The sequence below is a fragment of the Pseudomonas sp. ML96 genome (genome assembly GCF_000761545.1).
GTDB lineage: Bacteria > Pseudomonadota > Gammaproteobacteria > Pseudomonadales > Pseudomonadaceae > Aquipseudomonas.
This window is the reverse complement of sequence record NZ_JPMY01000010.1, coordinates 185,581-198,281: the sequence shown is the minus strand read 5'-3', so window position 1 is coordinate 198,281 and position 12,701 is coordinate 185,581. Positions and strand designations below refer to the sequence as shown.

Sequence of the window (12,701 nt, the reverse complement as noted above, 5' to 3'; positions counted from 1 at the left end):
CAATAGGGATGTCAGAAGACGTGACGAATAAGGTGGGCAAAGCGCGTAAACGACAACGCCCCGTCCCGTTCGCTGCGTGTGGGCAACGGCCGGGACGGGGCGTTCAGGCGTGGGTCAGATGTCCCACACCAGGTTGATGGAGAAGTTGCGGCCCGGCTGGGTCAGGCGGTCGAGGTTGGCGGGGGCCGTTACGCCAGCCTCGCCGTTACCGTCGTAGCCGCGCACGTCATCCCACAGCCAGTACTTCTTGTCGGTCAGGTTGTACAGGCCGGCGTTGACAGTCAGGTCGTCGCTCAGCTTGTAGTAGCCACTCAGGTCGAGGATGCCGTAGCCGGGCGTGGCGAACTGGCTGCCGTCGCCGGTCGGGGAGTTGAAGCCGCTGTGGTCGATGCGGCTCTTGTGTTTGACCAATGTCCAGTTCAGCAGGCCGCCGAAACGCTCCTGCTCGTAGCCCAGGCCGAAAACGCCGGTCAGCGGATTCACGCTGTTTAGCGGTTCGCCGGTTTCCTCGTCGCGACCACGGGCATAGGCGATAGAACCTTGGGTGTACAGCCCTGGCAGGGCGCCGAAGTTGTCCAGGTTCAGGCGGCCCTTGGCTTCCGCCCCGCGAATGCTGGCGCGGCTGATATTGCGGCTCTGGAACACGGTTAGGCCGCCAGTTGCACCCACGGCATCCTCGTCGATGAAGTCACGATAACGGTTGTAGAACACGGCCAGGCTGAAGTTGCCACCATCGAAATTGCCGCGCAGACCGGCTTCCAGGCTGCGGCTGGTTTCCGGGTCGAGGTTCGGGTTGGGCTCCACGATGTAGGGCGGGTTGCTGTTTCGGAAGCGGCCATACATCTCCTTGGCCGTAGGTGTGCGGAAGCCTTCTGCGTACTGGGCGAAGCCGGTGTAGCTTTCATCGAAAGCGTAGGTGACACCGAGCTTGGGTGAAACACGTTGCCAGGTCTTGCTCTCTTCAGTGGCCTCGAAGGTGCTGCCTGCTACAGCACTGGCAAGGTACTCGTCGGTCAGCTCGGGTTTGAGCTTGGTGCGGTCGTAGCGCAGGCCTGGCAGGAAGGTCCACTGGTTCCAGCGGATTTCGTCTTGCAGAAATACGCCGTAGACATCCACGGTCGGATCCGGGAAGTCGCTCTGGGTGGTGAGGGTATCGGCCGTATTGTTGCTGATCGCGCCAGCGGTGGGACAGTTGACGCTCAGGGCGCGCAGGCACACGCCGTAGCCGCTGCGTTGGCCGGTGACATCCTGGCGTTTGAGGCTGAGGCCGTAGGTCAGCAGGTGATCGGTCTCACCCAGAGTGAAGGCCTTGTCCAGCTGGGCGTTGAGTACCCACTGGCGATCTTTGTAGTCGGTGCTGCGATAGCGCATCACGTCGCGGGTGATGGCCTGCGTAAAGAAGTTCCTGGCGGTGTAGTGCTCTTGGGTGCTCTGGTCAGTCTTGGCAATCTGGTAGTTCAGGCTCCACTCCAGGCTGTCGGCCAGCAGGCTGTCCAGAGCCAGGCTGTGCGCCAGGCCGAAGCGCTCGCGGGTGATGGTGTCATTGCCGCTGCGACCTGCGTAGTAATTCTGTCCCGCACCTATGGTCGGGGCGTTGAATGGCCCGCCGACGGCGCTGAGTTGATTACTGTCGCGGTCGTCCTTGTATTTTTCGTACGTCAACTGCAGGCGGTCACTGTCGTTGTAGTTCCAGCCCAGTTTGGCCAGGACGTTGGTCGTGCGAACGTCTTCGGGGTTGGCTTCGGTGCGGGCCAGACCGATGCCGCCGTCATTACCGTAAGACTCGGTCTCATGACCGTCACGACGGGACAGATGCAACAGGGCGTCGAACTGTCCCTGGCGGCCGGCAACGGTGGCCGATTTCAGCCAGCTGTCGTCGGCGGAGCTGTAGCCGGTCTTCAGGCGGGCGCCGACGTCGCTGCCGTCCTTGATGATGTCGCTGGCATCCAGGGTGAAGTAACTCACCGCGCCGCCGATGGCGTTGCTGCCATACAGGGCTGAGGCCGGGCCGCGGAGGACTTCTACGCGCTTGATGATCTCCGGGTCGACATAGTTGCGCTGCGTGTTGGCGTAGGGGCCGTAGTAGAAGCTGGCTGGGATTTCGACGCCATCGACCTGGGTCAACACGCGGTTACCATCGATACCGCGGATGTTGTAGCCGGTGATCCCGGAGCGCTGGCCGGTGCCGCCGACCGACACGCCAGGCTCGTAGCGCACCAATTCCTTGATGTCGTTGACGTTGTTGCGGTCGAGGCTGGCGCGATCCTGAACGCTGACGGTGACCGGTACATCGTCGAGGTCACGGGCGTGCAGGGTGGCCGTGATGGTCTGCGGTTGCAGCTCAAACGCCTCACTACGCGGGATGCGCTGCAGTACGACGTTGTTCGGTCCAACCTGGACGAAATCCAGGTCGCTGCCGGCGAGTAGGCGATGCAGGGCCTGTTCGGCTGGAAGAGTGCCGTTGACGCCCGGCGAGGTGACGTTCTCGGCCAGATCCGCCTGCAGGCCCACCTGCCAGCCGGTGACCGCACTGAAGGCGTTGAGCGCGCTGTTCAGCGGCTGGCGCTGGATATCGAAGCGGAAACCGGCTTCGGCCTGGGCGTTGGTCTCGGCGGCCACGGCCTGGGTGGCCGGTACGAATGCCACGGCGATGGACAGAGTCAGCAGCGACAGGGCAGTCGGTGCGCGCAGGCGATCGAGGGTGGAGCGTCGGGAGGGGGCGGGCATCGGAGCTCTCTTCTGGTCGTTATTTGTCTATTAATGCGAATTAATAGCATTGGCATTTAACGAAACGAACGAGTGCAGCGAAGCGCGTAAAAAAACTTCGGAAATCTTTGCGGCGATGGTGAACGGGTCAGTCGAGGATCAGTACGCGGGGCAGTTCATGCAGGTGGGCCGAAGTGACGAGGGCCAACGAGCGCATGGCGCCAACGGGATCATCCAGACGGTAGTTGCCGGTGACACTGAGGTTGGCCAGGCGTTCGTCGGTGTTGACGATCCAGCCGGGGTAGTAGCGCCGTAGTTCGGCGAGCACTTCATGCAGAGGGCAGTTCTCGAACACCAGGCGGCCCTGCACCCAGGCCAGCGGCGACTGCTCCTGCGGCTTGTGCCGACGCGGGCCGAAGCCGTTTGGGCCGATGCGGATGCTATCGCCGGCGCCGAGGCTGATGCTGGTGTCACCACGCGGAGTGCGCAGGTCGACTTCGCCGCGCTCTACGCTGACTTCGGCTTCGTCATCCAGGTAGCGCACAGCGAATGCAGTGCCGCGCACGCTGACCTGCACCGGCCCGGCCTCCACTTCGAACGGGCGGCTATGGTCATGGGCCACGTTGAAGTAGGCCTCGCCGTACAGCAGCCGAGTGCTGCGGCGGTAGTCATCCATCTGGCTGGCTAGCGCGGTATCGGTGTTGAGTAACACACGTGAGCCGTCGGCCAGTTGCAATTGCTGGCGCTGGCCCACGGCTGTGACATGGTCGGCCTGCAGGCGCTGTGGCAGATCACTCTGCAGCACGCCGGCGATGCTCAGCAGTAGAGCGGCGGCAGACGCTGCGGCGCGCCGGGTCACGCGGCGACGACGGCGTTGGCGCTGCTGGTTGATTTGATTCAGCCCGGAGGCGGCTGCGCCGAGCAGCGGCGAACCCCACATCTGGCTGGCTTGCCGGTAGGCGCGAGCATTTTCTTCGCTGGCTTGCAGCCAGGCGTCGAACTCGGCGCGGGTGGTCTCGTCGGCATCGTCCAGGCGAATCAACCAGTCCAGCGCCTGGGATAGGCACTCGTGATCGGCTGCGGGTTGCTGGGATGGGACGGTCACGCCGGAATCCTCGGGACGGGGATGGCTATTGTCGTCCAGGGGATAGCGGATGGGTAGCCTGTCACGTTGGCTGGTCCAGGCGGGCCAGCAGGTCAAAGCAGATGGCCATAATCAGTTTCAGCTCTTTCTGCACGGTGCTCGACGACACGCCGAGCTGCTCGGCGATCTCGGCATAGCCACAGCCATGCAGGCGGCTGAGGATGAAGATCTGCTGCTGGCGTGGGGTCAGACGCTCGATCGTGGAACCCAGGCGCTCGAGCAGTTGCTCTGCATGCAGGCCTTCTTCGACCGTAGGAGCGCTGGAGGGCACGGCCTGCAGTTCCTCGTCGGAGACATCCTCCATCAGCGTGCGCGATTGCATGCGCAGGCGCCGCAGGTGATCGAGGGCGAGGTTGCGACCGGTCTGGAAAAGGAAGGGTTCCAGATGTTCCACCGGACGCTGTAGCAAGGTGCGCGCTACTCGCAGGTAGGTCTCCTGGACCAGCTCTTCGGCGATGCTGGGGTTCTTCACCATTCTCGCCAGGGTGCGCAGCAGGCTGGTGCGCTGAGCGACAAAGACGGCGTCGAGATTGGAACTGCTCACTGGATATCCATTCTCTGAATCAAATGATAATTATTATTGTTGAGTTCGAGGGCTGGGCACAAGGCCGAACTGGCTTGGTAATGTGCTGAGCTACGGCTGGATTGCCATGGAATGATTCGGGCGCAGACGAAAACGCCCCGGAGCCCGGTCTTTCGACCGATGCATCCGAGGCGTTGAAGAGGGCGCGCGTCCCTGCGCGAAGTGGAACTCAGTACTGCCAGGAAGCGGAGACGCGGAAGTTGCGGCCGACCTCGCTGTAGTAGTCGTCCGGCTGAGCCAGGTTGCCGGTAGGCACGTTCAGGGCGCTCCAGTATTTCTTGCCCAGGGCGTTGAACAGGCCGGCCTGCAGCTTCACGCCTTTCAGCTCTGCGGGCTGCCACCAGCCGGTCATGTCGACCACGCCGTAGCCGGGGGCCTCGAAATCGCTATCGTTCTCGACCTTGTTGCGTGCCGCAGCGGCGCGCAGCATCAGGTCGGCGCCGTACTGGTCGCGCTCGTAGCTCAGGCCCAGCAAGCTGGTGATCGGGGCTACCGAGCTTAGGCGCTGGTTGGTCTGCAGGTCTTCGCCGTTGGCCCAGGCCACGGAACCCCAGACTTTCCAGTGCGGCACGAACTCCCAGTGGGCGGCCAGTTCGGCACCGTAGATCTGCACCTTGGCGCGGTTCTCGGTACGGGTCACACCCATCGGGTAATCTGATAGGGACAGGCCGATTGCAGCAAGGGTCGCCGCATCGACTGCTACATCATCGTCGATAAAGTTCTTGTAGTGGTTGTCGAACAGACTGATCGACCCGCCCAGCTTTTCGTTACCCAGTTGTGCGCCAATCTCGTAACCGTTGCTTTCCTCTGGCTTGAGATCGGTGTTACCCAGGCGCAGGTAGCTACTTTCGGCGCCGTAGTTCATGTACAGCTGAGTGGCGTCCGGAGCTTTGAAGCCCTGGGCCCACTGCGCATAAAGCATGGCTTCTTCGGCGACCTGCCAGGTGGCAAGCAAGCTGCCGGACAGTTTGTGGTCCTTGGTCGACGACAGGGTCTGGTCGTTGGCCGGATTGACGTTGTTGTCGAAGTCGCTGGTTGCCTTTGGCTCTTGCTTGTAGTGGTCGTAGCGCAGGCCAGGGGTCAGCTTGATGCGCCCATCAGCGAAAGCGATTTCGTCGGTGGCATATATTGCCCACTGGGTGCCTTCGGCCTTCGGCATGTCCGCCTGGTTGGTGTGCAGGAAGTTGCAAGTGTGGAATGGGCCGTAGACCGGCGGGCAGTTGTCATAGCCCTCGGAGACTTGTTCGGTATTGATCTGGTAGAGCTCGGCTCCCAGCGTCAGTTTGTTCGCAAGCCCAGCGATTTCTAGACTTTTGCCGATATCGCCAGAGATGCCGTACATCTCTTTTTCTATTTGATTGTCACGGCCAAAGGCCCCGATTGGAGTCGTCCGGCGGATGCCATCTTGGTCATCGTTACGACGTAGTTTCTGCCAGTAGGCGATGGCGTTGGCGCTGTCGATGAGGCTTTCGCCGTCTTCCGCGCGGAAGGAGTAGTCAGCGGATAGGCGTTGGCGCTTGGTGTGTTCATTCGTGCCATTTTCACCGATCCGGTAGGTAGTGCCTTGGCCGGTGCGGGTATCGATGTCGTTCTCGCGCTGGAACAGCTCGCCGGTGAAGCCGACCTTGTGGCCGCCGTCGAAGCGCTGCTGCAGCTTGACCAGCAGGCTCTGCTGATCGGTATCGGCCGGGTTGGCCTCGGTGCGGCTGGTGCCGTAGGTATCGTCGTTGCCACCGCTTTCCAGCTCATGGCCCTGACGCTGGCCGGCCTGCAGCAGCCAGGAGGTGTCCTGGTAGCGGCCGGCGAGGGCGCCGTTCAGGCCCCAGCTGTTGTCGGCGCTGTCGTAGTCGGTCTTGATCAGGCTGCCGAAGTCCTTGTCCCTGCCCAGCAGGTCCTCGGGGTTGAGGGTGTGCAGCTGAACCGCGCCACCCAGGGCGCCGGAGCCGACCACGCTGGAGTTGGAGCCGCGCACGATGTCCACCGAGGACAGGCCGTTGAAGTCGACCGAATCGAGGCCGCCCTGAGCGCCACCGGTCGGGCCCTGGCTGCGGGCGCCGTCGGTCAGCCACGGCACGCGGATGCCGTCGATGGTGATCAGCACGCGATCGCGATCCAGGCCGCGGATGTTGATGCTCTCGCTGCTGCGGCTGTAGTTCACGCCGGGTTCGGCGCGCTTGCCGAGGTCGTCGAAGCTGCGGATCTGGCGCTCTTCGAGGGTTTTGGCGTCGGTCTTGGTGGTGGTCGGCAGCGCTTCCTGCACGACGTTACCGGTGACCTGAGTCGGGGCGAGCTCGGTGTTGCTGTCCGTGGTCTGTGCGAATGCCAGCGAAGGGCTGAGCAACAGCAGCGCCATCCATGAGCGCAAGGCGAAGGGTGGGGTGGACATAGCATTACTCCCGCGAGTGGCTCTCTGGCCGGTGTATTTAGTTTTGGCGGCGGGAAGGTAATTAAAGTCAATATCAAATGCAAATAATTCTCAAAGGAATTAGATTTTCAAATTCATTCGCGTTAGGCTTCTTTGCCTATTTTTCCTGACCCGCACCGGGTCATTCGTCATAGATAAATACATAAGCAGTATCTGCCCCAAGGAAACGCAATGAGCAATCTCAGTCAGCCCACGTCCTCCCTTTACCAGCGCTGGCAGCAACTGCGCGCCGAACAGTCCGGCCTGCGCGCCCGTGATGCCGCTGCCAAGCTCGGCGTCAGCGAGGCCGAGCTGACCGCCAGCCGCCTGGGCGTGGATGCCGTGCGCCTGCGCACCGAGTGGGCCGAGCTGCTGCCGGCGCTGGGTGAGCTGGGTTACATCATGGCGCTGACCCGCAACGAGCATTGCGTGCACGAGCGCAAGGGCTACTACCGCGAGGTGTCGGTGATGGCCAACGGCGCCATGGGCCTGGTGGTTTCCCCGGACATCGACCTGCGCCTGTTCATGACCCAATGGGCCAGCGTGTTCGCCGTCGCCGAAGACACCGAGCGCGGCGTGCAGCGCAGCATCCAGATCTTCGACCGTCAGGGCACTGCCGTGCACAAGGTCTACCTGACCGCCAAGAGCGAGGAGGCTGCCTGGGTGCCGCTGGTCGAGCGCTTCCGCGTCGCAGAGCAGAGCGCCGAGCTGGACCTGCAGCCGCTGGCCGAGCGCAAGGCGCCGCGCGCCGACGCCGAGGTGGACGCCGCCGCTCTGCGCGCCGACTGGGCCGAGCTGAAGGACACCCACCACTTCTTCGCCATGCTCAAGGGCCACGACGTCGCCCGTACCCAGGCCCTGCGCCTGGCCGGTCGCGAGTGGGCCGAGCCGCTGGCCACCGCTGAGCTGCCCAAACTGCTGGAAGAAGCCGGTAGTCGTCAGGTGCCGATCATGGTCTTCGTCGGCAACCAGCACTGCATCCAGATCCACTCCGGTACCGTAAGCAACCTGCGCTGGATGGGCGACTGGTTCAACGTGCTCGACCCCGAATTCAACCTGCACCTGAAGACTCCGGGCGTGGTCGAGCTGTGGCGCGTACGCAAGCCGAGCAGCGACGGCATCATCACCAGCTATGAGGCCTTCGACGCCGATGGCGAGCTGGTCGTGCAGCTGTTCGGTGCGCGCAAGCCGGGCGTACCGGAGCTGGTCGAGTGGCGCGAGCTGGCCGAATCCATCGCCGCCCTGGAGGCCTGAGATGCGCCTGTCCAAGTATCTGTTGCTGTGCGGCAGTCTGCTGTTCAGCCACGCCGCCGCGGCCGCCGATCTGCCGCAACGCTGGGTCAGCTCCGGTGGCTCGCTGAGCGAGTGGGTGGTGCGCCTGGGTGGTGAGAGCAAGCTGGTCGGTGTCGACACCACCAGCCTGCACCCGCAGACCCTGCGCAAGCTGCCGAGCGTCGGTTACCAGCGCGCGCTGTCTGCCGAGGGCGTGCTGTCGCTGCGCCCGGACATCCTCATCGGCAGCGAGGAGATGGGCCCGCCGCCGGTGATCGCGCAGATCAAGGCTGCTGGCATCCGCATCGAGACCCTGTCGGCCAAGCCGGATCTGGATACCCTGGAGCGTAACGTGCTGCGTCTGGGCGAACTGCTCGGTACGCCCGAGCGCGCTCGCGAGGAGATGGCCGCCTATCGCCAGGGTCTGCAGCGCCAGGCCGACTGGGTCGCCCAGGTGAGCAAGAAACAGCAGGCACCGCGTGTGCTGATGCTGCTCGGCCATGCCGGCAACAACATCATGGCGGCGGGCAAGGACAGCCTGGCGGTATGGTTGATCGAGCGGGCCGGTGGCGAGAGCCGCACCGAGCACAATGGCTACAAGCCGATCTCCAACGAGGCGCTGCTGGCCATGGACCCGCAGGTGGTTATCTTCGCCGACCGCAGCCTGCACGGCGAGGAAGCACGGCAGGCGCTGCTGCAGCAGAACCCGGTCCTGCAGCAGACCAGTGCCGCGCGTGAAGGTCGCCTGCTGACCCTCGACCCGACCCTGCTGGTCGGTGGCCTCGGCCCGCGTCTGCCTGAAGGGCTGGCCGAGCTGTCGGCGGCCTTTTATCCTTCCGAGCAAGCACTGACGGCCGAACTCGATCGATGAATCCTGTTTTTCGACCCCGCCCATTGCTGTTGGCAATGGGCGTTCTTCTGCTGCTCGCGTTCTGGCTGTCGCTGGCCCTCGGGCCGGTGAGCCTGCCGCTGGGTGACACTCTGCTGGCCGCCTTGCGCCTGATGGGCCTGCCCATCGATGGCGAGGGGCTGCAGCAGGCCGAGCTGATCCTCGGGCAGATCCGCCTGCCGCGCAGCCTGTTGGGCCTGTGTGTGGGAATCGTGCTGGCGCTGTCCGGCGTGGCCATGCAGGGCCTGTTCCGTAATCCGCTGGCCGACCCCGGCCTGGTCGGTGTCGCCGGTGGTGCGGCGCTGGGTGCGGCCATCGCCATCGTCGGCGGCAGCATGATCGGCGGTTTGCCGCCGGCACTGGCGCCGTACCTGCTGTCGATCTGCGCCTTCTCCGGCGGCCTGATCGTGACCGCCGTGGTCTATCGCTTCGGCCGCCGTGACGGGCAGACCAATGTCGCCACCATGCTCCTCGCCGGCGTGGCGCTGACCGCCATGTCCGGTGCCGGTGTCGGCCTGTTCACCTACCTGGCCGACGACGCCACGCTGCGCAGCCTGACCTTCTGGAACCTCGGCAGCCTCAACGGCGCCAGTTATCCTCGGTTGTGGCCGCTGCTGCTGGTGACCCTCGGCGTGGCCATCTGGTTGCCGCGCCGCGCCTCGGCGCTCAACGCGCTGCTGCTCGGCGAGTCGGAGGCGCGCCACCTGGGCTTCAACGTCGAGCGGATCAAGCTGGAGCTGGTGCTGTGCACCGCCCTCGGCGTCGGCGCCGCAGTAGCGGCGGCCGGTCTGATCGGCTTCATCGGCCTGGTGGTGCCGCACCTGATGCGCCTGCTGGTAGGCCCCGATCACCGCGTGCTGCTGCCGGCGTCCTTGCTCGCTGGTGCCAGCCTGCTGCTGCTAGCCGACTTGGTAGCGCGCCTGGTGCTGGCACCGGCGGAGTTGCCGATCGGTATCGTCACGGCGCTGATCGGCGCGCCGTTCTTCCTTTATCTGCTGGTGCGAGGGCGGGCCTGATGTTGCGCGCGCAAGATTTGAGTGTGCGCCGTGGCGGCGCCACCGTGCTGGAAGGCGTCGACCTGGCCCTGCAGCCCGGCGAGGTACTCGGCGTGCTCGGCCCTAACGGCGCCGGCAAGAGCACGCTGCTCGGCGCCCTGTGCGGCGAGCTGGATGCCGATGACGGCAGCGTGACTCTGGACGGCCAAGCCCTCGGCGCCTGGGCCGGCCAGGAGCGGGCGCGACGCCTGGCGGTACTACCGCAGAGTTCGACCCTGAGCTTCGCCTTCCCGGTGGCCGAGGTGGTCGCCATGGGGCGCCTGCCGCACGACACCGGCCGCGTACGCGATGCCGAGATTATCGACGCGGCGCTGCGCGCGGCGGATGCCGAACACCTGCGTGGGCGCAGCTATCTAGCCTTGTCCGGTGGCGAGCGTCAGCGTGTGCACCTGGCGCGGGTGCTGGCGCAGCTGTGGCCGGGCGGGGAAGGGCAGGTGCTGCTGCTCGACGAGCCGACCTCGGCCCTCGACCCGCTGCATCAGCACACCACCTTGCAGGCCGTGCGCGACTTCGCTGGCCAGGGCGCGGCGGTGCTGGTGATCCTGCATGACCTCAACCTGGCCGCCCGTTACTGCGACCGCATCCTGCTGTTGCAGGATGGCCGCCCACATGCCTTCGGCAGCCCCGACGAGGTACTGCAGGCCGAACCGCTGCGCGCGGTGTTCGGCCTCGACGTACTGATCCAGCGTCATCCGGAGCGCGGCCACCCGTTGATCGTGGCGCGCTGAACCCATTCAGGAATTCTTCATGCGTATTCTTCTGCTGTGCTGTTTTGCGCTGCTGGCCGCCTGCCAGTCCCGCGGCGTGCTGCCGCCCCCGGCGCCCATCGCCCCTGAGGGCCGTGATCACGCCGAGCTGGGCCAGATCGTCGATCTGGCCAGCGGTGAAAGCATCACGCCGGAACAACTGGTCGAGCGCCTGGCCAAGGCGCCGCGCGTGCTGGTCGGCGAGCAACACGACAACCCCGACCACCACGCCCTGCAGCTGTGGCTGTCGCGCGAGCTGTCTGCACAGCGGCCGCAGGGCAGCGTGCTGATGGAAATGCTCAACCCCAACCAGCAGGCCAAGGTCGAACAGGTACAGGCGCAGACCCGCGCCGGGCAGGCGCCGGCTGACACCTTCGCCGCGCTGGCCTGGCTGCCGAACTGGGACTGGGGCCTGTACGGCGCGCTGGTGCAGTACCAGCTGCGCCAGCCCTATCCGTTGCTGTCGGCCAACTTGGACCGTGCCGAGATCATGCAGATCTATGGCAAGCCGCCGGTCCTGCAGGGTCAGGCCTCCGCTGCCAAAACGGTGCAGGACAAGCTGCGCGAAGACATCCGCGAGTCGCACTGCGGCCTGCTGCCGGACAGCCAGATCCCTTCGATGCTCGCCGTGCAGCAGCAACGTGACCGGCGCATGGCCGAGCGCCTGGCTGCCGCGCCGCAGCCGGCCATGCTGTTTGCCGGTGCCTTCCATGTACGCAAGGACCTGGGCGTACCACTGCACCTGGCCGACCTCGGTGCGGGCGAGGGCAATGCCGTGCTGGTTCTCGCCGAAGTCGGTAAAGAACCGGCTGCCGGCAGTGCCGACTATGTCTGGTACACCGCTGCCAATGTGCCTGAGGATCACTGCGCCAAGCTGCGCAAGAAGTGAGATAGCCTCGGTCTACACACAACAAAAAGCCCCGCAATGCGGGGCTTTTTTACGGGCTGAAGAATCGATCTAGCGAGCTAGCGCCAGGCTAGGCGGAGGAGGGCCGAGGGCGCGGAGTTTACGAGCTGTAAATGAGCACCCGAGGCCCTTCTCCAACAACGCCTGGCCGACGCGCAGCAGATCGAAACCCAATCAGAGGCGCAGGCCGCCGTCGAGCTCGAGGATACGACCGGTGTAGTAGTCGTTCTCCATGATGTAGGCCACGGAGTGAGCGATCTCGGTCGGCTTGCCCATGCGGCGCAGCGGGATGCCGGCGGTCATCTTCTCCAGGGCTTCCGGCTTCATGCCGCCGGTCATCTCGGTCTCGATGAAGCCCGGCGCGACGCCCGCGACACGGATGCCATAGCGCGCCAGTTCCTTGGCCCACACCACGGTGTCGGCGGCGACGCCGGCCTTGGCCGCGGAGTAGTTGGCCTGGCCCATGTTGCCGGCGCGGGAGATGGAGGAGATGTTGACGATGGCGCCGGTGTTCTTCAGCTCGATCATCTTCGCCGCCACTTCACGGGTGCAGAGGAACACGCCGGTCAGGTTGACGTCGATCACCGCCTGCCACTGGGCCAGGCTCATCTTGGTCATCTCGCCGTCCTTGATCTTGATGGTCAGGCCATCGCGCAGGATGCCGGCGTTGTTGACCAGGCCATTGATGGCGCCGAAGTCCTCGGCCACCTGGGCGACCATGTGGGTCACCTGCTCTTCATTGGCCACGTTGCACAGGTAGGCACGGGCGTCACCGCCGGCGGCCTTGCAGGCAGCCACGGCTTCGTCGAGTTTTTCCTGGTTCAGGTCGACCAGCGCCAGCTTGGCGCCCTTGCCGGCCAGGTATTCGCCCATGGCGCGACCCAGGCCCTGGCAGCCGCCGGTGATGATGATGACTTTGTCTTTGAGTTCCATAACACTGCTCCTCGAAGGTCTGGCAGATGGCCTCGCCGGCACCACGGTTATTTTGGGCGCCT

10 protein-coding genes are annotated in these 12,701 nt (G+C 64.7%); 5 read left to right on the top strand and 5 right to left on the bottom strand.

Annotated elements, in window-relative coordinates:
- Positions 1-114: 114 nt before the first annotated feature.
- From IP89_RS07580 to IP89_RS07565, 4 genes are all read right to left on the bottom strand, one after another.
- Positions 115-2,727 carry a TonB-dependent receptor gene (locus IP89_RS07580; RefSeq protein ID WP_043308767.1) on the bottom strand — a complete coding sequence of 871 codons (2,613 nt, stop codon included), beginning with the start codon at positions 2,725-2,727 and terminating at the stop codon, positions 115-117.
- 127 nt (positions 2,728-2,854) lie between these two features.
- Positions 2,855-3,811, bottom strand: a complete 957-nt coding sequence (locus IP89_RS07575) for a FecR family protein (RefSeq protein ID WP_052080994.1) — start codon at positions 3,809-3,811, stop codon at positions 2,855-2,857.
- A 61-nt stretch (positions 3,812-3,872) separates the two neighbouring features.
- A complete protein-coding gene (locus IP89_RS07570) occupies positions 3,873-4,394 on the bottom strand; it encodes an RNA polymerase sigma factor (RefSeq protein WP_043308766.1) in 522 nt (173 codons plus the stop codon).
- A 208-nt stretch (positions 4,395-4,602) separates the two neighbouring features.
- Positions 4,603-6,819 carry a TonB-dependent hemoglobin/transferrin/lactoferrin family receptor gene (locus IP89_RS07565; RefSeq protein WP_043308765.1) on the bottom strand — a complete coding sequence of 739 codons (2,217 nt, stop codon included), beginning with the start codon at positions 6,817-6,819 and terminating at the stop codon, positions 4,603-4,605.
- A 210-nt stretch (positions 6,820-7,029) separates the two neighbouring features.
- Here IP89_RS07565 and IP89_RS07560 point away from each other — a divergent pair, with 210 nt between their 5' ends.
- From IP89_RS07560 to IP89_RS07540, 5 genes are read left to right on the top strand one after another with little or no spacing between them, the layout of a single operon-like run.
- A complete protein-coding gene (locus tag IP89_RS07560) occupies positions 7,030-8,091 on the top strand; it encodes a hemin-degrading factor (RefSeq protein ID WP_043308764.1) in 1,062 nt (353 codons plus the stop codon).
- A 1-nt stretch (position 8,092) separates the two neighbouring features.
- On the top strand, positions 8,093-8,980 hold the full coding sequence (locus IP89_RS07555; protein WP_043308763.1) for a hemin ABC transporter substrate-binding protein: 888 nt from the start codon (positions 8,093-8,095) through the stop codon (positions 8,978-8,980).
- A 50-nt stretch (positions 8,981-9,030) separates the two neighbouring features.
- Complete coding sequence (locus tag IP89_RS07550; protein ID WP_177326855.1) at positions 9,031-10,014, top strand: iron ABC transporter permease; 984 nt, start codon at positions 9,031-9,033, stop codon at positions 10,012-10,014.
- The gene (locus IP89_RS07545; RefSeq protein WP_043308761.1) at positions 10,014-10,781 is read left to right on the top strand and encodes a heme ABC transporter ATP-binding protein; all 768 of its coding nucleotides are present in this window, start codon (positions 10,014-10,016) and stop codon (positions 10,779-10,781) included. The genes IP89_RS07550 and IP89_RS07545 overlap by 1 nt, the downstream gene beginning before the upstream one ends.
- 19 nt (positions 10,782-10,800) lie before the next feature.
- Positions 10,801-11,688 carry a ChaN family lipoprotein gene (locus IP89_RS07540; RefSeq protein ID WP_043308760.1) on the top strand — a complete coding sequence of 296 codons (888 nt, stop codon included), beginning with the start codon at positions 10,801-10,803 and terminating at the stop codon, positions 11,686-11,688.
- A 192-nt stretch (positions 11,689-11,880) separates the two neighbouring features.
- Here IP89_RS07540 and IP89_RS07535 read toward each other — a convergent pair whose 3' ends face one another.
- Complete coding sequence (locus IP89_RS07535) at positions 11,881-12,639, bottom strand: SDR family oxidoreductase (protein WP_043308758.1); 759 nt, start codon at positions 12,637-12,639, stop codon at positions 11,881-11,883.
- Positions 12,640-12,701: the final 62 nt, after the last annotated feature.

Bases quoted from the DNA above. Each gene is read 5' to 3' on its own strand.
- IP89_RS07580 (WP_043308767.1), bottom strand. From the start codon at position 2,727: ATGCCCGCCCCCTCCCGACGCTCCACCCTCGATCGCCTGCGCGCACCG.
- IP89_RS07565 (WP_043308765.1), bottom strand. From the start codon at position 6,819: ATGTCCACCCCACCCTTCGCCTTGCGCTCATGGATGGCGCTGCTGTTG.
- IP89_RS07560 (WP_043308764.1), top strand. From the start codon at position 7,030: ATGAGCAATCTCAGTCAGCCCACGTCCTCCCTTTACCAGCGCTGGCAG.
- IP89_RS07555 (WP_043308763.1), top strand. From the start codon at position 8,093: ATGCGCCTGTCCAAGTATCTGTTGCTGTGCGGCAGTCTGCTGTTCAGC.
- IP89_RS07545 (WP_043308761.1), top strand. From the start codon at position 10,014: ATGTTGCGCGCGCAAGATTTGAGTGTGCGCCGTGGCGGCGCCACCGTG.
- IP89_RS07540 (WP_043308760.1), top strand. From the start codon at position 10,801: ATGCGTATTCTTCTGCTGTGCTGTTTTGCGCTGCTGGCCGCCTGCCAG.
- IP89_RS07535 (WP_043308758.1), bottom strand. From the start codon at position 12,639: ATGGAACTCAAAGACAAAGTCATCATCATCACCGGCGGCTGCCAGGGC.